The sequence below is a fragment of the Pseudoalteromonas sp. S1609 genome (genome assembly GCF_005887255.1).
Taxonomy (GTDB): Bacteria; Pseudomonadota; Gammaproteobacteria; order Enterobacterales; family Alteromonadaceae; genus Pseudoalteromonas.
In genome coordinates this window covers 26,934-48,044 of sequence record NZ_PNDJ01000027.1, presented here as the reverse complement: position 1 = coordinate 48,044, position 21,111 = coordinate 26,934, and the positions used below count along the sequence as shown (strand labels likewise).

Below are 21,111 nucleotides of genomic sequence, written 5' to 3'. Positions count from 1 at the left end.
CAATACTTTTTAAAGCCATAAGTCAAAATTACTTATGGCTTTTTTATTGGCTGATTACCTAGCTTTGTGGCGTTCCATATATTTGCTCTGCTCGATTAAACAAAACCCATGAGGTTAAAATATACTTATCATTTGATACTGGCTTATTGCCTCTATGTGTATGCGTGAAATATCCTGGAGCAACCACCATGCTGCCTTTTTTAGGGGTTATTTTACGATTTTGATAATAAAACTCGGTTTCTCCGCCTTCTTCAACATCATTTAAATAAAACATAAATAACAATACCCGGTGCAGGGCTTCATTATGTTGTAACTGCGGATACACCTCACTATGCCAATACGGATAGCCCCCTTTATTGACCTCATATTTTTGTGCTTGAATATTACCGAGCCTAAAAATTTGCTGCACCAATAAAGGAAGTTGTGGTTTACCTACTTCGTCATAATTGGCATGAGTCAAATCTACCGGCTGGCCTGTTTTTGGGTGATACACTTTTAAGCCAAATGCCCCAATCATCATAAAAATATGTTCTTCAATGTATTTAAAAACATACTGTGCAGTGGTTTGTTGAATATGTTTTAATTGTTCTGCGTATTCAGGATGATTGTTTAAGTGCAGATCGTGGCTATCTTTTTTATTAAGATCAACGCCGCCCGATGTCATCCCTTGTTTAATATGCGGGCTTTGAGAAAAGGTAGTGATAAAGTTATCACAAAAGTCACTGCTGAGCGCGTTGTCATACACGCGGATAAAGTCCGTCATGAGTTACCTGTTTAATTATTATGGATTATTATGTTTACTGAAAAAGTGATGCCGCGCTTTAGCGAAACGGATGCACTCGGACACATCAACAATACCGTACTCCCAGTTTGGTTTGAAGCAGCCCGAGTACCTATTTTTAAATTTTTTACCCCTGATCTTAATCCTCACAATTGGAAGTTAATTATTGCTAAGGTTGAAGTGTCGTTTGTCGGCGAGCTATTTTATGCTCATGAGGTGACAATTAACACCAGCATAGAGCAGATTGGTAATAGCTCATTTGTGATCCGCCAAGAAGCCTGGCAGCAAGATAAGTGCTGTGCAATTGGTAAAACTGTCATGGTGCGATACGACTTTGCCAGCAAAACAAAGCAAACGCTTTCGGCTGATGAAAAAGCCGCATTAACACAGCACCTTGTTGCCACGAGTTAATCGCAGTTTAGTTGTGGCAAGCAGGATGTTTAGTTAAATATTGCGCCAGAGCAATGACTTGTTTTTCAGTAAAGCGTAGTCCGAGCTTAGTTCTGCGCCACAATATATCTGCGCTGCTTTTTGCCCATTCATGGTTTACTAAGTAATCAACTTCTTTTGCATATAAGCCATGGCCAAAGTGATAACCTAAATCGCCGATTGCTTGACTTTTACCCAATAATTGATAACTAAGCGTACCATAGCTGCGAGCCATACGTTTTAAGGTGTCGATTGGCAGCCAAGAATAGCTGCTTTCTAACTGTGCGATAAGGTATGCTTGGTTACTAAAGTCGCCACCTGGTAAAGGGGTGTCTTTCGTCCACGAGCGACTCAATTTTGGGTAAAGGGGCGCTAATTTATTAACGGCATTTTCTGCAAGCTTTCTATAGGTGGTAATTTTGCCACCAAATACGCTTAATAATGGGGCGTGATCAGCTTCATTATTTAATATCAGTTTGTAATCGCGGGTGACCGCTTGGGCATCTGTTGATTTGTCATCTAACAGCGGGCGCACGCCACTAAACGTGTGCACAATATCCGCTTTGCTTATTGGCTTTTTAAAGTAATGATTAGTAATACTGATCAGGTATTCGATTTCTTGCTCACTAATTTTTACATCAGCAATATCGCCGGAATAATCTTCATCAGTGGTGCCAATTAGTGAGTAATCTTGCTCATAAGGAATAACAAATACAATACGGTTATCCTCGTTTTGTAAAATATAGGCAACCGGCTGGCTATGAACTCGAGGCACCACAATGTGACTGCCTTTTACAAGGCGAACAGTATGTGGTGTGGGCTGGGTAAATACATCTTCAAATAATGACGCGACCCAAGGGCCTGCAGCATTTACAACACTTTTAGCCTTAATATTTAGGTGTTGCTTGCTAGCTTGCTGCTCTAAAATTACATTCCAATAGTTTGCGTTACGGGTGGCTTTAATACAGCGCGTGCGTGTTGCAATTGTGGCGCCCAAATTATGCGCTGCTTGTGCGTTTAAAATCACTAAGCGCGCGTCATCAACCCAGCAGTCTGCGTATTCAAAGCCTTGGGTGACGCTGCTGTTAAGTACGCTATCGCGGTTAAACTCAATCGCCTTTGAAGGGGGTAAAGTATTACGCCAGGCTAGATGGTCATAAATAAATAACCCCATGCGAATCATCCATGGCGAACGCAAATGTGCTTGGTGCGGCAGTCGAAAAGACAGTGGCCACATAATATGCGGTGCTTTTTTTAACAGTACTTCACGCTCACGCAAGGCCTCTCTTACCAATCTAAATTGATAATTCTCTAAATAGCGAAGCCCGCCATGAATAAGTTTGCTGCTATTAGAAGAGGTAGCAGAGGCTAAATCGTTCTGCTCACATAAGAGTACTTTTAAGCCACGACCACTAGCATCGGCTGCAATGCCAGCGCCGTTAATACCACCGCCAATAATGAGTAAGTCATATTCGTTGTCGTGTGCGCTCATAGATTTCCCTGTGTTTAGTCACTCTCGTCGTCAGTACTATTAGAAAGTCTAACTTGTGCAATGCAATGTAGCCACTTTGCGTATAAATCGTTGCGCTCTTCACTGCTCATGGTTGGTTCAAAGCGACGATCGCTTTTCCACATGTTGGCAAGCTGCGCAGTTGATTCATACACCCCAGTTTGCAGCCCTGCTAAGTAGGCAACCCCCAATGAAGTGGTTTCGGTTAAGGTTGGGCGTTCAACGCTTGCGCCTAAAATGTTAGCTAAAAATGCCATGGCCCAATTATTGTTTGCCATGCCGCCATCAACCCTTAAAATACTAGGACGAAGCCCGTCACCCTCCATGGCTTTTTGTAAATCTTTGGTTTGATAACCCACCGACTGCAAGGCAGCTGCCACAATAGTACTAATGCCTGAATCTCGGGTTAGGCCTAAAATAGCGCCTCTTGCATTTGCATCCCAATAGGGCGCCCCTAAGCCTGTAAACGAGGGCACTAAAAACACCCCATGATCTAAGGGAACACCTTTGACAAGGGCTTCACTTTCACCTGCGTTTTCTAATAGCTTTAGGCCTTCTACTATCCACTGCATGGTGGCACCCGCCATAAAAATGCTGCCTTCAATTGCATAGGTTGGTTTGCCGTTGAGCCGATATGCAAGAGTGGTTAATAAACGATTACTTGATTTTAGTGCTTTATCGCCAGTGTTAAGCATTAAAAAGCAGCCTGTTCCGTAGGTGCTTTTTGCCATACCTTCTTCAAAACATGCTTGACCAATTAAAGCCGCTTGCTGATCGCCAGCAATACCACAAATAGGAATTTCACTACCGAACAACTCGCTGCTTGTTACGCCAAAATCAGCCGCTGAGTCCATTACCTCAGGTAACATAGCCAGTGGAATATCAAATAAAGCCAGTAACTCTTCATCCCAGCATTGCTGATGAATATTAAACAGTAAAGTTCGTGAGGCATTAGTGGCATCGGTTTTGTGCACTTTACCGCCGGTTAATTGCCACAATAAGTAGGTATCTACCGTGCCAAATGCTAGTTCACCTGCGTGTGCTTGCTCTTTAGCGCCAGTGACGTTATCTAAAATCCAACGAACTTTGGTTGCAGAAAAATAAGGGTCGAGTACTAAACCGGTTTTATCATTCACCATTTTTGTATGCCCAGCATGGCGTAAACTATCGCAATATTCACTAGTGCGTCGGTCTTGCCATACAATCGCGTTATATATAGGTTGCCCAGTTTTTTTATTCCACACTAAAGTGGTTTCTCGCTGATTAGCAATGCCGATGGCAATTATGTCGGCGGCAGTTACTTGTTGCTGCGCTAAGAGGTTTTTGACGCTGGTTAATACAGTTTGCCAAATATCTACTGGGTCGTGTTCAACCCAACCATTTTTTACAAAATGCTGAGGGAAGGTTTGTTGAGCACTCCCTATCACCTGTGCATCTTTGGTATATAAAATAGCCCGAGAGCTTGTCGTTCCTTGATCAATCGAGAGTAAGTATTTAGCCATAAAAAATAACGTCGTTTAATTTAGATAAAGGTAGCTTGTCTTTAAGCTAAACGAATAGCAATGTTTTTGCACCATAATGGTTAAAATTATAGATTCGCAGAGGGTAGGAGAGGGAAATGATAATTAAATTTTGGCGCCTATTATTTAATAGACGCCAAGCAATAGTGATTAATTAGTACTCGTTAATTGTTGATGTAACCAATCTTTTAATACCATTCTGCCGTGCTTTAGCTGCTGCATAGCTTCGTCATCGATAGGTGAGTCTTGTAGTTCAAGTACCCGAATTTCTTTATCGATTTCATTGTATTGTTTTGCTTTAGTAGCAAAGTTTTCATCATTTGCATTGAGTTTTGCAATTGTTTGCGTGTAATCAGGAAAGTCTTTAGTTAATGAATGGTCTTCGCCTAACATAGGTTACTCCTTGTTTATACGTATTTAATGCGCTTTTGGATAATGCAGGTCACTTTACTGATAGACAGTTTGTAACTACTGAATTACTCATATAATAGAGCTTGGGCTGATTTAAAATAAATCAACCATTGCTGATTGTAAGCGAGCTATTTGTATTAGCTGAGCTGCAAAACACTGACACCTGCAAAGCCTTCAGTTAGAATATGCATGCAATAACCATCCGCCTAATTACTTTGAGTACTTTAATACATGCTTTTAATGATCGATAACTACGACTCGTTTACCTACAATTTGGTACAGTATTTTCAACGATTAGATCAAGAAGTGGTAGTAAAACGTAACGACCAAATAACGCTGAGCGAAATTAAACAGTTAAACCCCGACCATATTGTGATTTCTCCAGGCCCTAAAAGCCCAAGTGAAGCGGGAGTGTCGCTATCTGTTGTAGAGCAATTTAAAGGAACTTATCCTATATTAGGTATTTGTTTGGGGCACCAAACTATTGCTCAGGTGCTAGGTGGTAAGGTGGTGCGCGCTAAACAGGTTATGCATGGAAAAACATCGCCAATTTATCACCAGCATCAAGGTATGTTTAAAGGTTTACCAAACCCGCTGACAGTGTGCCGCTACCATTCTTTAATTGTTGAAGCACACTCATTGCCTAAAGAACTAGAAGTAACAGCATGGACACAAAGCAACACTGGGCTGCGTGATGAAATTATGGGATTGTTGCATAATGAGCTTGCACTTGAAGGCGTGCAGTTTCACCCTGAAGCAATTTTGACCGAGCAAGGCTTAGCCTTACTTGATAACTTTTTAACGCGCTTCTAGGCTTATACCTGTAAGCTATTTTCCTTTTTTGCCTTAAGATAGAGTTTATGACCGATACATTGCAGCAACAGCGAATTGTTAACGTGCTACACCAACGAGCGCATGATTTGCTACTGGGTCATAGTTTTGCTAATCAGCAAATAGGCTTTATTCATACCTTAGACCTCAATGACGGTAAACCCGTTAAAAAGCGTACCTTATTAGAAGTTGAAGTGGCCGCTCAGCAAAAGCGTCAACAAAAAAGTACTTCACATCAAAAGTTACAGGCAAAAACCAGTCAAAAATTACATACGGTTATTGAAACCGTGATGGCCAAACGTCTTGAAGACATAGATTTAGTTATCAAAGACACTGTTGGTATAGATGATAATGTGCCCGCGATACTTGATATTCTTGCAACACGCGCGGCATCGGTCGGTCGTTTAGAGCCGCTAATTAACGATTTAAACTGGCTTGGACGAGAGCTGGTTACCTTAGTTAATTTACCTTTTTATCGTAAGCAGCGCAGTAAAGGCACCTCAGTCAAAGTAGATACTCCAGCATTGGCATTACGATACTTGGGTTTAGATAACTTACAATTGGTAGTGCCTACTTTTGCAGTGCGCTATTGGATGCCAAACAGTACCGCACCATTTCCGCTATTAAAGCGCAGGTTAAAAGATAGCACTATGTCATGTGCTATTGCGGCACAAACTCTAGCGCAGCTTAATGGGTTAAATCCCATGCATGCATTTACCTTAGGCATGTTATTAAATGTGGGGCAAATTGCCTTAGTGCGCTTATACTTAAAAGTGTTTGAGCAAGTATGGCAACGCAAAATACAGCGTGCTCGTGAAGAAGGTGACAAAAACCTACACACTGCGTTGTTGGAGTTAAAACCTGACCCGCTATTTTTAACGACACTGCTGAATGAAAAATCACTGCTTGTTAGCGCCAAGGTGATTGAAACCATGTCATTTAAATACTTACCCTTTAACACTGTAATGCAGCAGTTAGTAAATGGGATAGAAAAAGGCGATAGTTTATTGCCATTATCGCAAGTAATTTTAAAGGCGCGTTGTTACTCTCAGTACTTAAACTTAAAAGAGCACCAGCTTATTGAAGACGATGAATTACAAAGCTGGTTTAGCTATTATAAGTTTACAAAAAAAGAGTTAGAGGCCTTACAAGCAAGTAATTTTACTAATTTGGCACTCCAAATCGATTAAATCTGTTAATTTTTTTGCGACTATTCATTCACTTTAATTCTACTTATTCATGTGCAGTTGGTTTATAAGCGCTATGCTTTTTTCGTTGTAGAGGCGCTGACTAAGGTAAATGCACATCATTACTAGCTCTCAAATAGTTATTCACTATCTATGAAATAATATCTTAAGCCCTTTATTTTAAAGGGGTACATGAAAGTTTTTGAAGAGACATAACCCTAAATTTCTGAAATAATGAGCGCCTGAAAATTGAACCACAACGTAGTTTCAGGCAAATACATAGCTATTATTTTTTGCCGACACATTTGGTTATTAACAATAATCACACCCCTATTCTACTGCTTTGTGATGCACACAATTAAGAGGAAATAAAATGACAGTCAATCGCGAATTATTTGATCACGTAATGGTTCCTAACTACGCACCTTCAAGCGTAATTCCAGTTCGAGGCGAAGGTTCTCGTGTATGGGATCAACAAGGACGAGAGTTTATCGACTTTGCTGGTGGTATTGCCGTTAACTGTCTTGGCCACTGCCATCCTGCATTAGTGGGTGCATTAAAAGAGCAGGGCGAAAAAATTTGGCATTTATCAAATGTAATGACCAATGAGCCAGCGCTTCGCTTAGCTAAAAAAATGGTTGATGCGACTTTTGCAGAAAAAGTTTACTTTGCAAACTCAGGCGCAGAAGCAAACGAAGCGGCACTTAAATTAGCGCGTCGTTTTGCGCTTGATAAATTTGGTGCAGAAAAGTCACAAATTATCGCCTTTAATAAAGGTTTCCATGGTCGTACCTTCTTCACGGTTACTGTAGGCGGTCAAGCGGCTTACTCTGACGGTTTTGGTCCTAAGCCAGGCGACATTGTTCATTGTGACTACAATGACCTTGCCGCATTTGAAGCGTTGATTAGCGATAACACCTGTGCGGTAATGATGGAGCCAATTCAAGGTGAAGGCGGTATTATCTCGCCAACTGACGAATTTGCTCAAGGCGTTCGTGATTTATGTACTAAGCACAATGCATTGCTAATTTTTGATGAAGTGCAATCAGGTGTTGGTCGTACGGGTGAGCTATACGCATACCAAGGCTTAAACGTAGTACCTGACATTTTAACTTCAGCAAAAGCATTGGGTGGCGGTTTTCCAATTGGCGCTATGCTAACAACCACTGAGATTGCACAGCATCTTAAAGTAGGTACCCATGGTTCTACTTACGGCGGTAACCCACTAGCCTGTGCAGTTGCAGAAGCCGCATTTGATACAGTGAACAATCCAGAAGTATTAGCGGGCGTTAAAGCAAAAGCGGCGTTATTTACCGAGCTACTTAATGCGATTAACGAAAAGTACCATGTATTTAGTGAAATTCGTGGCCAAGGTTTATTAATCGGTGCCGTAGTTAATGAGCAGTATAAAGGGCGCGCTAAAGAGTTTTTAGTTGCAGGTACTGAGCATGGCTTAATGTCACTTGTAGCGGGTGCTGATGTGGTTCGTTTCACTCCATCTTTAGTAATACCAGAAGCTGATATTCGCGAAGGTATGGCACGCTTTGAAAAAGCAGTAGCCCACGTTGTAAATGCATAATCGCTAATTCAACTTCTCTAAGGGCAAACATTGTTTGCCCTGCAGTTCCTATTTACCGTTATATATAAGGGAGTAAGCGGATTCATGATGATCCTTCGCCCAATCCAAAAAAGTGATTATGCAGCTTTAGTAACCATTGCCGACGAGTCGGGACATGGCTTTACTTCTTTACCTAATAATGAAGAGTTATTACAAAAGAAGATTGCACATTCAGTTAACTCATTTACAAAAACCACGTCACAACCTGGTGATGAAGGGTACTTATTTGTTCTTGAAGATACTGAAACTGGTGAAGTAGTTGGTACTTCAGGTATTGAAGCGGCAGTTGGCTTAGATGACGCATTTTATCACTATCATTTGAGTAAAGTGATTCACTCTTCGCGCACGCTAGATGTATATAAAGCGGTAGATATTCTCACCCTTTGTAATGACTACACTGGGGCTACAGAGCTGTGTACGCTGTTTTTAAAAGACGGTTATCGTAAAAATTGTAACGGTAAGCTGCTTTCAAAAGCACGCTTTATGTTTATAAAACAGCACCAGCAACGCTTTGCACAAACCGTTATCGCAGAAATGCGTGGCGTATCTGACGAAAACGGCAGTAGCCCGTTTTGGCAGTGGCTTGAAGAGCACTTTTTCTCAATGGATTTTCCAACCGCAGATTATCTGACGGGAATTGGCCAAAAAGTGTTTATTGCTGAGTTAATGCCTAAATACCCAATTTACGTCAACTTATTGAGTAAAGAAGCGCAAGCTGTTATTGGTCAAGTACACGATAATACGCGCCCAGCTATTCAGTTATTAAAAAGTGAAGGCTTTACTTTTAATGGTTACGTCGACATTTTTGATGCAGGCCCAACCGTTGAAGCAAAAGTAGATAACATTGCTACTGTACGTAATGCACAAAACTTTAGTGTTGAAATTGGCGAAATGACAGGTGATACCATGGTATTGCTCGCCAATGATAAGCTTGAAGACTTTAGAGCAACCGTTGTTCCTATGGCATTTGATTCACGTTCAAACAGCCTTGTGCTTACGCAAGAACTTGCTGATGCATTACATTTAAAATCGGGCGACTTTGTTACTGCTACCCCAGTTTAATTTAGGAGAAAGTATATGACTCATCCTGCACAATTTATTAATGGTCAATGGTCGCAAGGCCAAGGCACAGAATTTAACTCAGTTAATCCTGCAAATAACGACGTTATTTGGCAGGCATCAGCTGCAAGCGCAGAGCAAGTAGATAGCGCTGTAGCATCAGCACGTGAAGCATTTTACAGCTGGGCTGATAAAAGCTTTAGCGAGCGTTTAGAGATTGTAAAAACCTTTGCTGCAACATTAAAAGAGCACAGCGAAGAGCTAGCGGTTGCTATTGCACAAGAAACAGGTAAACCACTTTGGGAAACACGTACTGAAGCGGGCGCCATGGTAGGTAAAATTGCCATTGCTGAAAAAGCATTTTTAGAGCGTACTGGTGATGTTGAAAACGCTATGCCGCAAGGCCGTGCGATGATCCGTCATAAGCCACATGGTGTTGTTGCTGTATTTGGCCCTTACAACTTCCCTGGGCATTTACCAAATGGCCACATTGTACCTGCACTTTTAGCCGGTAATACTGTGGTATTTAAACCATCTGAACTTACACCTATGGTGGCTGAGCTAACCCTTAAACTATGGGAAAAAGCCGGTTTACCTGCTGGGGTAATTAACCTAGTTCAAGGTGAAATAGAAACAGGTAAAGCATTGGCGTCACACAAAGGCATTGATGGTTTATTCTTTACTGGATCTTCACGTACGGGTCATATTTTACATGAACAGTTCGCAGGTCAACCAGGTAAGATTTTAGCGCTTGAAATGGGTGGTAATAATCCACTAATCGTTAAAGATGCAGAAGATACTCTTGCTGTAGTGCATGATATTGTGCAGTCTGCGTTTATCTCAAGCGGCCAACGTTGTACCTGTGCGCGTAAATTGTTTTTACCAACAGGCGCTAAAGGCGATGAAATTTTAGCGCGCTTAATTACAGCGACTAAAGCAATTAAAGTTGGTAACTACGACGACGCTGACCAACCGTTTATGGGTTCAATGATCTCAGCGGCCGCTGCTGCTGGTATGGTTAAAGCGCAAGACGAGTTAAAAGCCATGGGTGGTGACGTGTTAGTTGAGCTTGAGCATACAGCTAACACCGGTTTTGTTACACCAGGTATTATTGAGTGTACTAATATTAATGACTTCCCAGATGAAGAGCATTTTGGTCCACTTTTAAAAGTATTCCGCTTTGATGACTTTGACCAAGCAATTGATAAAGCAAACGACACTAGCTTTGGTTTATCAGCAGGTTTATTAAGTGATAACCAAGCTGATTACGACCATTTCTTACGTCGTATTCGTGCGGGTATTGTTAACTGGAACCGCCCAATTACAGGTGCATCAAGTGCTGCACCGTTTGGTGGCATTGGTGCCTCAGGTAATCACAGAGCAAGCGCCTATTACGCTGCCGATTACTGTGCATACCCTGTTGCTTCTGTGGAACTTGAAAAAGTAACCATGCCAGCAACATTAAGCCCAGGCTTAAAAATAGATTAAGTACTCTGAACGTTAGTTAAGTACGACTTAATTAGTATAAAAGCAGCTTCGGCTGCTTTTTTTGTATTGCAACCTTACAGAGCTAGCAATTATCAGTGCTTTCTGCTTAAATTAAGCAATCAGTATTTTTGAGGTAAATAAACGATGGTTTTAAACAGGCAAGGGTACGATGATTTAATAATGTACCTAACTCAGAACTTAGCGTTGTTTGAAAAGACAGGTGAAATAAAGCCAGGTGCGCCAACCGTTATTGAGTTAATTGAAGATGTAATTGCCGAAAATGTCATACGCATTTGTCAACAACACCCAGACCTTTCTACAGAGCAACGCAGTCAAATTGTGCGTGAGGTTGATGGTATTGTTTACGATTTACAAGAAGTGCTTAGTAGTGTGACCTCTCACACCGTTACAGTAGAACAGCATGCTTTTATTGACGAGTTTGCTGGACTAGTTAAAAACTTATTTGATAACGCTATTAATTAATATTTCCCCCTTTAAAAACCACGCTTTATTCGCTATTTAATTTAAATGCGCGTGAGAGCCTGCGTGTAATGAATGCAAAATTAAACTAATGAGATAAAACAATGCAAGCAAATGTAAAATGGGTTGAAGGTAATACCTATATAGGCCGCTCTAATAGTAATCATAATGTGGTATTTGATGCGGGTAGTGACGGAGCAGCACCAAGCCCAATGGAAATGGTGCTTATGTCTGTCGGTGGCTGTTCATCGGTTGATGTGGTAAGTATTTTAAAAAAAACCAAGCAAGACTTCTCATCCGTTGATGTGCAATTAACTGCTGAACGAGCAGAAACAGCCCCGCGCGTGTTCACTAAAATTAATTTGCACTTTGTTGTAACTGGTAAGAATGTATCTGAAAAACACCTAGAGCGAGCGGTTTCGCTTTCTGCCGAAAAGTATTGCTCAGTTGCATTAATGCTTGATAAAACAGTAGAAATTACCCATAGCCATGAAGTTGTTGAAGATCAGGGAAAATAACGCTTTTTCCGTGAGTGAAATTCGTATAAAATCCGCGAACTTTTCATTCTGCAGGTGCAGATTTCACTAATTTATAGGTTGGTTTATATGAACAAACCCTTCGATAAACTTAAACTTCATGGCTTTAATAATTTAACTAAAAGCCTAAGCTTTAGTATTTACGATATTTGCTATGCAAAAACAGAGCAACAACGTAAAGAATATATAGAATATATCGATGAGCAGTATAGTGCAGATAGACTAACCGACATTTTAGGTGATGTGGTTGATATTATTGGTGCCAATATTTTAAATGTTGCACGTCAAGATTATGAGCCACAAGGTGCCAGTGTAACTATTTTAGTTTCAGAAGAGCCTGTAGAAGAGCAGCAAAACTATGATGCTGACGAAGCACCAGGGCCATTACCTGACTCAGTGGTTGCACACCTTGATAAAAGCCACATTTGTGTTCACACATACCCTGAAGCACACCCAGATGATGGTATTTGTACTTTCCGTGCGGATATTGAAGTATCAACCTGTGGCATTATCTCACCGCTTAAAGCGTTAAACTTCTTAATTCATAGCCTTGAGTCTGATGTGGTAACGATTGATTACCGTGTACGTGGTTTTACCCGTGATGTAAACGGCGTTAAACATTACATTGATCATGCAATTAATTCGATTCAAAACTTCATGACAGAAGATACCAAAGAAGCGTACCAAATGATGGACGTGAACGTGTATCAAGAAAACCTGTTCCATACCAAAATGATGTTAAAAGAAACCGATTTAAATACGTATTTATTTGGTTTATCTACTGATGATTTGTCAGATGACGAAGAAGAAGAGATTCGCTCAAAGCTAACACGTGAAATGCAAGAAATATTTTATGGCCGTAACCTGCCAGATACAGAATAATAGCAATTAGATTAAATAAAAATGGCGCTCATTGAGCGCCATTTTTGTATGTGTTGTTTAATGCTACTTAACAAGTAATAACTGGGTTTGTCGGCCATTGAGGTACCACACACCGGTTTTATCAAACATAGCATCTTCTTCAAGCATTATTCTTATTTCTTTATTCCATGGTTTTATAAACACCGCATTGTTAAGCTCAATCGAGTACGCCGTGTTTAAATGCAACGGGTAATCGCCATCACCCGGCACACCTTGCTGAGCATCCCACATACCTAGTGTTGTACCAGCTGCATGACCATGATAGCCGAGCGGGTGAGTATAAATAGTGGGCTTTAACCCCTTTGCAATGGCTTTTTCGCGGGCGGCTTTTAATACCTGATTACCTGTTTTCCCAGCTGTAAATTCAGCCGTAAAAATGTCTTGTAGCTTATTGCCCTTTTTTAACGCATCAACAAGGTAATCGGGGGCTTTTGTTTCGTCTGGTTTTAAAACATAAGCGTGTTGTTGAGTGTCTGTATTTAAACGCAAATAATTAATACCAAAATCGATATGTAATAAGTCGCCTGCTTGAATAACATTATCGGCATAGCCGTTGGTAAAGCTGTCTTCGTGGTCGAACGATTTACTGTCGGCGCGTTGTATTGCAATACTAGGGTGAAACCACGTTTGCAGCTTAAGCTCCCTTACGCGCTCTCTAAACCACCATACTAAGTCGTCGCTGGTTGTTTTGCCCACCGTAATTACTTTATTTGAAAAGCCCTCAGCAATAATAGAGTGAGCAATAGCAACAATGTGTTTGTACATGTCCACTTCTTCTGGAATGCGTTGCTCTAACCATGCAACAGCCAGCGGCTCGGCTGAGGTTATTTTATTTTTATATATCGCAGGTAAGTTGGCCATTAAAGTGGTGTAATCGCCAAGCACTAGCCCATCGGCATGTGCCCAATCTGTAGATGTGTTGAGAGCAATATTTCGCGGTTGGTATTGCTCAATAAGCGTATTGAGCGCTTGCCACTGATTAGGCTGTGCTTGCTTATCCCAGGCCTTTTTAAAAATACTCCCTATTTTGTAAGGCGCAATTGCAAAGGCGTCAACACCGCCTTGTTTGTTAACTGCAAATAATAAAATAGTGGTGCGCCTTGCCGAGAGCCATGTAGCAGGCAGCATGGTTTTTAATATCGGGTCTTCATTATATTCGCGGCTTATCATTAGCCACATATCTATACTGTGTTGCTGCATTAATGTGGGTAATAAAGTCTTAATACGTTTTTCGGTAATGCTATCGATAAACGCAGCCCTTTCTTTCATTGATAGAATAGTAGGGGGCTCAGCGGCTTTAATGTCAGGGCTAAATAGTATGAGTATAAAAGTGAGTAAAAAAACGTATTTATTATTTTGCATGGCTGGCTTATTTTTTGGACGAATATATAAGCTAACATTGCACAAACAATAAGATAAACCAATCATTTGCGATAAACCGTAGACACAAAAAAGCCCAGCAAAATACTGGGCTTTTGTAATAAATACTGCTTAGCCAAGCATGCTGTACAGTAACGCACACACTGCTAATGAACCGACAGCCAGTACAAATAAGGTACTTAAACGATTACGGTACTTTTGTAAGCTAGGCACTTTGTAAACTGCAATCATTGGCATAATGAATAAAATCATCGCAATGATTGGGCCTGATAACTGATCCATCATATCTAGTATGCTTGGGTTTTTAACCGCGCAGAACCAAATAGCGAAAAACATCAGTACCGCACCTACTTTGTCAGCCACTTTAGGGCTCATGCTTGAGTGTTTAGTCACTAACCCAGTAAAGCTTTCGCGTGCCCCTAAAAAGTGACCTAAAAACGACGACATAATCGCAATAAAAGCAACCAAAGGTCCCAGCGTTGCAATGAATGAGTTTTCTGTAATATTAGCCAAGTAAGATAAAACAGAGACGTTTGCCGCTTTTGCTTCAGCCATTTGGTCGCTGGTAAGCGATAACACGCATGAGAACACAAATAACAAAACAAAGGTGATCAGTAATAAGCTAGTACGCTTTAAAATCGCTTCTGACTTATAGGTTGCTAGGTCACAGTAATGGCTACGTTGTTTATTAACAAAGCTTGAAATAGCCGCTGCATGGCTAAACGAAAACACAATAATAGGAATCGATAACCAAAGTGTTTTGCTAAAGCTACCTAGCCCAGGCAAAGTCGTATCGGGCATTTGCCAGCTTGGGATTAAATACAGAGATAAAAAGAATAAAATACCTACTAGCGGGTACACTAAAATAGCAAAAGCGCGCAGCATTAAGCGTTCACCGCCCATCATTAAGCCAATCATAACAGCAACAAGTACACCTGAAAGCACAACGCGTGACGGCGACTCCATCCCTAACTGATTGACCATAAAGCTGTCTACGGTATTGGTTAAACCCACACCGTAAATAAGCAAAATAGGAAAAATTGATAAAAAGTATAATAAGGAGATCAGTCGACCCGCGTTTACGCCAAAGTGTTCTTCTACTACATCGGTAAAATCAGCCTCTTTATTTTTTGATGATAATACAAAACGCGCCAAACCACGGTGCGCTAAAAAGGTCATTGGAAAGGCTAAACACGCCATAATAATCAGCGGCCAAAAACCACCAATACCAATATTAATCGGTAAAAATAAAATACCAGCACCCACTGCGGTGCCAAAAAGGCTAAGTGTCCACTGCGTATCATGCAGGTTCCATTTTGATTTAGACGTGTGTGCGTCTTGTGCTGGTGCATTTGAAAGCGTTGCACCTTGAGATGTTGTCATGTGTGTATATCCATTATTTATCATAATAATTGCGCCGAAGAATATAGTTTTTAACCACACATTTCATGTGTTTTTATGTCTTGGATATAAATTTGTTGTAGCGTATTAGTTACTGACTGTCACGAATATGAAACAGTGTTTAAAAGCTGCGCAATTAGTGCAGGAATATGCTGCGAAATGCGTGAATAATCAGCAAAGATGCTATTGAAGGAGGGACATACAATTTGAAAAGTTATTTTCAAGCCAATGTGTACTTGGTATGCATTAACCAGCGAATGGTTGGTAAGGGTATTATGAGAATTGAAAATACTTGGCCACTTTCTTGCCCAGTTAATTGATAACTAACAACTCAAAGCGAGTTTTACCCTGTAATATTGAAGCCATTAACCGGAACTTCATAAGAGATTTTTTCTAAACTCCGTTATACTTTCTACAATTTAATCAGCCAACTGAAGTAAATAGGCCGCTAACTGCAATGAGCAAAGACATTCTTTTCCATACTATTTTTGTGCATGAAACCAGTAAAACATGGGTAGTATTTGTTCATGGCGCAGGGGGGAGTTCGGCAATCTGGTTTCGTCAGCTTAAAGCTTATAAAAAAGAATATAATGTGTTGTTGCTTGATCTTCGTGGTCACGGTAAATCAAATGATCTATTACAAAACTTTGTTGATAATAATTACTCATTTAATAATGCCTCTAAAGACATTATCGATGTGTTAGATCATAACAATATAACCAGCGCACATTTTGTTGGTATTTCATTGGGCACAATTCTTATTCGAAATATTGCAGAAATCGCCCCGCAATATGTTTCTAGCATGGTGCTAGGTGGAGCGGTTACTCGTTTTAATACCCGTAGTAATACATTGGTTTATTTAGGCAATACCTTTAAACACTTGTTGCCTTACATGTGGTTGTATCGTTTATTTGCTTTTATTATGATGCCGAAAAAGCGTCATAAAGAGTCTCGACTTTTGTTTATTCGTGAAGCAAAACGCTTGTGCCAAAAAGAGTTTATAAAATGGTTTAAATTAGCCATGGACGTAAATCCTTTAATGCAGTATTTCAAAGAAAAAGACATTGATATACCCATTCTTTACATTATGGGTAAAGAAGATCATATGTTCCTTGGCCCGGTTAAAGAAATGGTTAAGCGCCATAAAAATAGCGTATTGCAAACCATTCACCATTGCGGCCATGTTTGTAACGTAGAACGTCCAGACTTATTCAATCAACACTCGCTTGCTTTTATCGCCCAACAAAATCGTTAGGGTGGTAGAAGGAGTAGCTCTTTCTTTTTGACTTTAGCCCTAAACTCAAAACAAGACCTAAAGTAATAAAACTTCATTTTTATATTAAAACGTAGGTTAGGTAGAGCGAAGCGAAACCCAACATGTCAAAGGGTCTGAGAGTCGCAAGCCTAAGATAGCGAAACAACTTATTCAATAATGCTCAATTGATATACACTGGCAAGGTAACGTATTAATAAGGATATTTATGAGAATTGAAATCACGTGTCCACAATGTATGAGAGAGCCTCATAATGATAATGGCTTCCGTCTATTTAAAATGCAGCCTCAACAGCTTATTGATGATGGAATTCATAGGGTTGTTTGTGAGAAAGGACACGAATATATAGTTGAATTGAAAGCGCAAAAATTTGAAATGCTTTTTGATATCGCAGTAAATGCAATCAGTGATGGATATATGAGAGAGGCTGTTGCTTCATTTGCAGCATCACTTGAACGTTTCTATGAATTTTTCATTAAATATCATATTCATTCATTAGGAATTGATGAAAGTATTTTGCTTGATACATGGAAGGAAGTTTCTAATCAGTCAGAAAGGCAATTAGGTGCATTTACTTTTTTATTTTTGGCAAAATATAATGAGAAAGCCCAAGTTCTTGAAAGTAATACTGTTGGCTTTAGGAATAAGGTCATTCATAAAGGGTATATACCTACAGAGAAAGAAGCTATAGATTTTGGTGATAAAGTCTATAGTATTATTAAAAGTACAGCGCAAAAGTTAGAGTTAAGTGATAAAGAAAGACTTTATAGCTATTACAATTCTTGTCTTCCAAGTTCAAGGGGGGCTAAGTATTCACTAACGAAACAGTCCAAAGCTATTTCGATGAGTCATATAACAAATGGCACTAGTTTTAGAGATTATAAAAGCATTTTAAAACAATTTAGAATAGTAGATGTTAGATGATAACTCACCCGAAATAAAAACTGTATGTGCATTTCTGCGTAGTGAAGCACCTAGGTAATCCCTGTAGTAAAAATGGTTTTATTATGGCCGATGTCATATCTCGAGCTGGGTTTCGCTTCGCTCTACCCAGCTTATGTTGTTAAATCTAGTGCAGCTCTATCATTTGTCTGCTGACAACTGATAGCTAACCACTCAAAACTACTCTTACTCTTCTATCGCACTCACCACAAAATATGGATTCAAGTACTCATCTTTGGTGTTATAAATAAGCGGACTGCCATCAAGTTTAGTCACTTTAGCACCGGCTATTTCGGCAATGGCATGGCCTGCTCCGGTATCCCATTCACAGGTTGGGCCCAAGCGGGGGTAAATATCAGCACTGCCTTCGGCGACTAAACACAGTTTCAGTGAACTGCCTTTTGACACCATTTCAACCTCATCAAAGCGTTTTACAAATTCAGCTAAATCAGGGGAGGGGTGCGAGCGACTGCCTACAACACGAATAAGCCCTTTGTTAGGCTTAGTGGTGACTTTAAGCTCGATGCGCTCATCGCCTTTGTCTTTAAAAGCACCAATGGCTTCGGCGGCTATGTACGATACACCTAGCGCAGGGGCATCAACCACAGCTAAAACTGGTTTGCCATTTTCGATTAGGGCAATATTAACGGTAAATTCACCGTTCTTTTTAATAAATTCTTTGGTGCCATCAATTGGGTCAACCAGCCAATAGCTGTTCCATGTTTGGCGTACGTCCCAACCAATGTCGGCACTTTCTTCACTCAATACAGGAATATCGGGAGTGAGCTTTTTTAGTCCGGCACTAATGATTTTATGAGCTGCTAAGTCGGCGTCGGTTACGGGGCTTTCATCAGCTTTGTATTCAACGTTAAAGTCTTTGTTGTAAATACCCATAATCGCGCTTCCTGCTTCGCGAGCGAGAATGAGGGTTTCTTCTAGCAGTTCAGTTTGGTTCATTACATGGGCCTATAGTATATGCTGATGTTTTAGATACGTTATCAGTTGAGCTACCGATTGGTCTAGGGTGTTTTTACTGGTATCTAAAATTATTTCAGGATTAACCGGCGGCTGGTAAGTTGAATCAATCCCAGTAAAGTGTTTAATTTCACCGGCGCGTGCCTTTTTATATAAGCCTTTTGGGTCGCGGCTTTCACACACCTCAAGAGGGGTGTCGATGAATACCTCGATAAATTCACCCTCCTCAACTAACTCACGAACCATGTCGCGCTCAGCTTTAAAAGGAGATATAAACGCAGTAAGGACTAACAAACCAGCGTCAACCATTAGCTTGGCGGTTTCGCCTACGCGGCGGATATTTTCAACGCGATCGGCATCACTAAAGCCTAAATCTTTACATAAACCATGGCGTACATTGTCGCCATCAAGTAAATAGGTGTGTGCGCCTTGCTGATTGAGTACTGCTTCTAGTGCATTCGCAACGGTACTTTTACCTGAGCCAGAAAAACCAGTAAACCATATAATAGCGCTCTTATGCTTTTTTTGTTCGCTGCGCTGTACTTTAGTGGTGGCGTAATTATGCCAAACAATATTGTTATCCATTTGCTGTGTCTCTTTATGCTATAAACGCGGGCATTAAAACGGAAATACCAGCGGGATCAAAGTCAGTACGGTGATTGAATAAATAATAGAAAGCGGTAGCCCCATCATTACATAGTCTTTAAGTCGGTAGTTCCCTGCGCTGTAAACCATTAAATTAGTTTGATAACCAAAAGGTGAAATAAAGCTGGCTGAAGCGCCAAATGCAACTGCCATAATAAACGGCAAAGGTTCTACGTTAAAGCCAATGGCTAGTGAGTAGGCAACCGGAAACGATAGCGCTGCAGCAGCATTATTAGTGATTAATTCGGTAAATAATACGGTCATTAAAAAGATAGCGATAAACGCGCCATAAGGGCCAAAGTCGCCCAGCACTACAAACATGGCGTCTGATATTTGCCCGGCAAGGCCGGTGCCTATCATCAGCTTAGCTAAACCTATAGCACTGCCCACGACAGCAAGTAACTCAATAGGAAAGCGGCGCTTTATTTCGCTTAGTTTGATAGTACCACACAGCATTAGGCCAATAAGTAACACTAACAAGCCTTTAACCAGCGGTACTGCACCTAAAATACTTAATCCCAGTACACCCGCAAAGCTTAACAATACAATATTTGATTGCTTTGCACTGAGGTGGGTTTGTAAATCAAGCCCTGAAATATACACAAACTCGCGTTTTAAGTTAGTTAAGTCATAAAAGCTTTTACCAGGGGCGAGAATGAGTGAATCACCCGCTTGTAATCGCACTTGCCCAAGCCCGCCTTGTAAACGGTCATGCCCACGGCGGATAGCAATAACGGCCGCATGAAACTGCTCTCTAAAGCGGGCTTCTTTTACCGTTTTGCCAATTAATTTAGACGACTGACTAACGACAACTTCAACGAGGTGTTCAATGTCTTTTTCGTGTTTGTCGTGCACCACTTTTAAGCCATCAAAGCGAGTAAGCAAAGGCACTGACTTTATGTCGCCCACAAACAGCAGTATGTCGTCTTGTTGAATAATATGTTGGGGGGTCACGGCGCAAATACGGTTGCCATCACGAATAATTTCAGCCAGAAACAAGTCTTTTAAATCGCGTAAACCATTTTCTTCTACAGTACGATTTATTAGTTTAGAACCAGTTTGCACTTTCCCTTCTAGATAAAAAGGCACCACCTCTTGGCTATTTTTACCATTGTCGGGCAGGCATTTTAGCATCACCAAAATAGTAATTAAGCCCACACTAAGTGCGCCCAAACCCACCAAGGTAAAATCAAAAAAGCCCAGTGGCGCCATGCCCGCATCTACTGCAAAGCCATTTACGATTAAGTTAGTAGAGGTGCCAATAAGCGTAATAGTACCCCCTAAAATCGCGGTGTACGACAGGGGTAACAATAGCTTTGACGGAGAGTGGTTTGGGTTATCCTTTATGGCGGTAATTAATGAGGCAACTACCGCGGTATTATTAGTAAACGACGATAAAAAGGCGGTAGACAGCCCTAATTTAGTTACTGACTTAACTAAACTACCATTGGATAACGATTTGGCTAAACGCTGAATAAGCGTAGTTTTTTCTATCGCTATCGACACTAAAATTAATAACACTAAAGTAATTAATGATGAGTTAGTGTAATTAACCAGCATGCTTTCTAAATCTATTAACCCAGTTAGATAGCTTGTGCCTATGGCACTTACAAATAACCATGCAGGATTAATACGGGTGCCAAAAAGACACCCGACTAAAAGCAACATAATGCCTGTTAAAATGAGCTGTTCTACCATGCTTTAAATGTTCCTAACAGGCGTT

Annotated in this window: 20 protein-coding genes; 11 read left to right on the top strand and 9 right to left on the bottom strand. The window is 40.6% G+C overall.

What is annotated here, in order from left to right; genetic code table 11:
• Positions 1–58: 58 nt before the first annotated feature.
• On the bottom strand, positions 59–763 hold the full coding sequence (locus CWB76_RS08080; protein WP_138606689.1) for a 2OG-Fe(II) oxygenase: 705 nt from the start codon (positions 761–763) through the stop codon (positions 59–61).
• A 30-nt stretch (positions 764–793) separates the two neighbouring features.
• Here CWB76_RS08080 and CWB76_RS08075 point away from each other — a divergent pair, with 30 nt between their 5' ends.
• A complete protein-coding gene (locus CWB76_RS08075; RefSeq protein WP_055012471.1) occupies positions 794–1,192 on the top strand; it encodes an acyl-CoA thioesterase in 399 nt (132 codons plus the stop codon).
• A gap of 7 nt (positions 1,193–1,199) precedes the next feature.
• Here the strand turns inward: CWB76_RS08075 and glpD are convergent, their stop codons facing one another.
• From glpD to CWB76_RS08060, 3 genes are all read right to left on the bottom strand, one after another.
• The gene (gene glpD / locus CWB76_RS08070; protein WP_138606687.1) at positions 1,200–2,702 is read right to left on the bottom strand and encodes a glycerol-3-phosphate dehydrogenase; all 1,503 of its coding nucleotides are present in this window, start codon (positions 2,700–2,702) and stop codon (positions 1,200–1,202) included.
• A 14-nt stretch (positions 2,703–2,716) separates the two neighbouring features.
• A complete protein-coding gene (gene glpK, locus CWB76_RS08065; RefSeq protein WP_138606685.1) occupies positions 2,717–4,222 on the bottom strand; it encodes a glycerol kinase GlpK in 1,506 nt (501 codons plus the stop codon).
• Between the two features lie 168 nt (positions 4,223–4,390).
• Complete coding sequence (locus CWB76_RS08060) at positions 4,391–4,633, bottom strand: HP1242/YdcH family protein (protein WP_138606683.1); 243 nt, start codon at positions 4,631–4,633, stop codon at positions 4,391–4,393.
• Between the two features lie 249 nt (positions 4,634–4,882).
• On the opposite strand from CWB76_RS08060, the gene CWB76_RS08055 reads away from it, so the two are divergent.
• The 8 genes from CWB76_RS08055 to speD all read left to right on the top strand — a co-directional run bounded on the left by CWB76_RS08055 (position 4,883) and on the right by speD (position 12,732).
• Positions 4,883–5,464, top strand: coding sequence for an anthranilate synthase component II (locus CWB76_RS08055; RefSeq protein ID WP_010392074.1), 582 nt, complete (start codon positions 4,883–4,885; stop codon positions 5,462–5,464).
• 47 nt (positions 5,465–5,511) lie between these two features.
• Entirely contained in the window at positions 5,512–6,672 is a 1,161-nt protein-coding gene (locus tag CWB76_RS08050) for an HDOD domain-containing protein (protein ID WP_138606681.1), read from the top strand.
• Positions 6,673–7,042: 370 nt separating this feature from the next.
• Entirely contained in the window at positions 7,043–8,248 is a 1,206-nt protein-coding gene (locus CWB76_RS08045) for an aspartate aminotransferase family protein (protein WP_008108435.1), read from the top strand.
• Positions 8,249–8,332: 84 nt separating this feature from the next.
• Positions 8,333–9,349 (top strand): arginine N-succinyltransferase, encoded by a 1,017-nt coding sequence (gene astA / locus CWB76_RS08040; RefSeq protein WP_055012478.1) that lies wholly within the window; start codon positions 8,333–8,335, stop codon positions 9,347–9,349.
• A 15-nt stretch (positions 9,350–9,364) separates the two neighbouring features.
• The gene (gene astD / locus CWB76_RS08035; protein ID WP_138606679.1) at positions 9,365–10,834 is read left to right on the top strand and encodes a succinylglutamate-semialdehyde dehydrogenase; all 1,470 of its coding nucleotides are present in this window, start codon (positions 9,365–9,367) and stop codon (positions 10,832–10,834) included.
• A 144-nt stretch (positions 10,835–10,978) separates the two neighbouring features.
• On the top strand, positions 10,979–11,317 hold the full coding sequence (locus tag CWB76_RS08030; RefSeq protein WP_138606677.1) for a DUF3802 family protein: 339 nt from the start codon (positions 10,979–10,981) through the stop codon (positions 11,315–11,317).
• 101 nt (positions 11,318–11,418) lie between these two features.
• The gene (locus tag CWB76_RS08025; protein WP_138606675.1) at positions 11,419–11,832 is read left to right on the top strand and encodes an OsmC family protein; all 414 of its coding nucleotides are present in this window, start codon (positions 11,419–11,421) and stop codon (positions 11,830–11,832) included.
• A gap of 87 nt (positions 11,833–11,919) precedes the next feature.
• A complete protein-coding gene (speD, locus tag CWB76_RS08020; RefSeq protein WP_010392088.1) occupies positions 11,920–12,732 on the top strand; it encodes an adenosylmethionine decarboxylase in 813 nt (270 codons plus the stop codon).
• Between the two features lie 63 nt (positions 12,733–12,795).
• On the opposite strand, the gene CWB76_RS08015 is transcribed toward speD, so the two are convergent.
• Together CWB76_RS08015 and CWB76_RS08010 are read right to left on the bottom strand one after the other, a co-directional pair.
• Positions 12,796–14,133 carry a M24 family metallopeptidase gene (locus CWB76_RS08015; RefSeq protein WP_138606735.1) on the bottom strand — a complete coding sequence of 446 codons (1,338 nt, stop codon included), beginning with the start codon at positions 14,131–14,133 and terminating at the stop codon, positions 12,796–12,798.
• A gap of 129 nt (positions 14,134–14,262) precedes the next feature.
• Entirely contained in the window at positions 14,263–15,534 is a 1,272-nt protein-coding gene (locus CWB76_RS08010) for an aromatic amino acid transport family protein (RefSeq protein WP_138606673.1), read from the bottom strand.
• 475 nt (positions 15,535–16,009) lie between these two features.
• Here CWB76_RS08010 and CWB76_RS08005 point away from each other — a divergent pair, with 475 nt between their 5' ends.
• Together CWB76_RS08005 and CWB76_RS08000 are read left to right on the top strand one after the other, a co-directional pair.
• Positions 16,010–16,807: an alpha/beta fold hydrolase gene (locus CWB76_RS08005; RefSeq protein WP_138606671.1), complete on the top strand. Its 798-nt coding sequence runs from the start codon at positions 16,010–16,012 to the stop codon at positions 16,805–16,807.
• 226 nt (positions 16,808–17,033) lie between these two features.
• Entirely contained in the window at positions 17,034–17,750 is a 717-nt protein-coding gene (locus CWB76_RS08000) for a hypothetical protein (protein WP_138606669.1), read from the top strand.
• 204 nt (positions 17,751–17,954) lie between these two features.
• On the opposite strand, the gene cysQ is transcribed toward CWB76_RS08000, so the two are convergent.
• Genes cysQ through CWB76_RS07985 form a run of 3 tightly spaced genes read right to left on the bottom strand, consistent with a single transcriptional unit; the run spans position 17,955 to position 21,086 of the window.
• Complete coding sequence (gene cysQ / locus CWB76_RS07995; RefSeq protein WP_054202761.1) at positions 17,955–18,725, bottom strand: 3'(2'),5'-bisphosphate nucleotidase CysQ; 771 nt, start codon at positions 18,723–18,725, stop codon at positions 17,955–17,957.
• Between the two features lie 9 nt (positions 18,726–18,734).
• Complete coding sequence (gene cysC / locus CWB76_RS07990) at positions 18,735–19,328, bottom strand: adenylyl-sulfate kinase (RefSeq protein ID WP_138606667.1); 594 nt, start codon at positions 19,326–19,328, stop codon at positions 18,735–18,737.
• Between the two features lie 33 nt (positions 19,329–19,361).
• Entirely contained in the window at positions 19,362–21,086 is a 1,725-nt protein-coding gene (locus tag CWB76_RS07985; protein WP_055012484.1) for an SLC13 family permease, read from the bottom strand.
• Positions 21,087–21,111: the final 25 nt, after the last annotated feature.

Excerpts from the sequence above, each read along its gene's own strand:
- CWB76_RS08080 (WP_138606689.1), bottom strand. The coding sequence starts at position 763 with ATGACGGACTTTATCCGCGTGTATGACAACGCGCTCAGCAGTGACTTT.
- CWB76_RS08075 (WP_055012471.1), top strand. The coding sequence starts at position 794 with ATGTTTACTGAAAAAGTGATGCCGCGCTTTAGCGAAACGGATGCACTC.
- glpD (WP_138606687.1), bottom strand. The coding sequence starts at position 2,702 with ATGAGCGCACACGACAACGAATATGACTTACTCATTATTGGCGGTGGT.
- glpK (WP_138606685.1), bottom strand. The coding sequence starts at position 4,222 with ATGGCTAAATACTTACTCTCGATTGATCAAGGAACGACAAGCTCTCGG.
- CWB76_RS08060 (WP_138606683.1), bottom strand. The coding sequence starts at position 4,633 with ATGTTAGGCGAAGACCATTCATTAACTAAAGACTTTCCTGATTACACG.
- CWB76_RS08055 (WP_010392074.1), top strand. The coding sequence starts at position 4,883 with ATGCTTTTAATGATCGATAACTACGACTCGTTTACCTACAATTTGGTA.
- CWB76_RS08050 (WP_138606681.1), top strand. The coding sequence starts at position 5,512 with ATGACCGATACATTGCAGCAACAGCGAATTGTTAACGTGCTACACCAA.
- CWB76_RS08045 (WP_008108435.1), top strand. The coding sequence starts at position 7,043 with ATGACAGTCAATCGCGAATTATTTGATCACGTAATGGTTCCTAACTAC.
- astA (WP_055012478.1), top strand. The coding sequence starts at position 8,333 with ATGATGATCCTTCGCCCAATCCAAAAAAGTGATTATGCAGCTTTAGTA.
- astD (WP_138606679.1), top strand. The coding sequence starts at position 9,365 with ATGACTCATCCTGCACAATTTATTAATGGTCAATGGTCGCAAGGCCAA.
- CWB76_RS08030 (WP_138606677.1), top strand. The coding sequence starts at position 10,979 with ATGGTTTTAAACAGGCAAGGGTACGATGATTTAATAATGTACCTAACT.
- CWB76_RS08025 (WP_138606675.1), top strand. The coding sequence starts at position 11,419 with ATGCAAGCAAATGTAAAATGGGTTGAAGGTAATACCTATATAGGCCGC.
- speD (WP_010392088.1), top strand. The coding sequence starts at position 11,920 with ATGAACAAACCCTTCGATAAACTTAAACTTCATGGCTTTAATAATTTA.
- CWB76_RS08015 (WP_138606735.1), bottom strand. The coding sequence starts at position 14,133 with ATGCAAAATAATAAATACGTTTTTTTACTCACTTTTATACTCATACTA.
- CWB76_RS08010 (WP_138606673.1), bottom strand. The coding sequence starts at position 15,534 with ATGACAACATCTCAAGGTGCAACGCTTTCAAATGCACCAGCACAAGAC.
- CWB76_RS08005 (WP_138606671.1), top strand. The coding sequence starts at position 16,010 with ATGAGCAAAGACATTCTTTTCCATACTATTTTTGTGCATGAAACCAGT.
- CWB76_RS08000 (WP_138606669.1), top strand. The coding sequence starts at position 17,034 with ATGAGAATTGAAATCACGTGTCCACAATGTATGAGAGAGCCTCATAAT.
- cysQ (WP_054202761.1), bottom strand. The coding sequence starts at position 18,725 with ATGAACCAAACTGAACTGCTAGAAGAAACCCTCATTCTCGCTCGCGAA.
- cysC (WP_138606667.1), bottom strand. The coding sequence starts at position 19,328 with ATGGATAACAATATTGTTTGGCATAATTACGCCACCACTAAAGTACAG.
- CWB76_RS07985 (WP_055012484.1), bottom strand. The coding sequence starts at position 21,086 with ATGGTAGAACAGCTCATTTTAACAGGCATTATGTTGCTTTTAGTCGGG.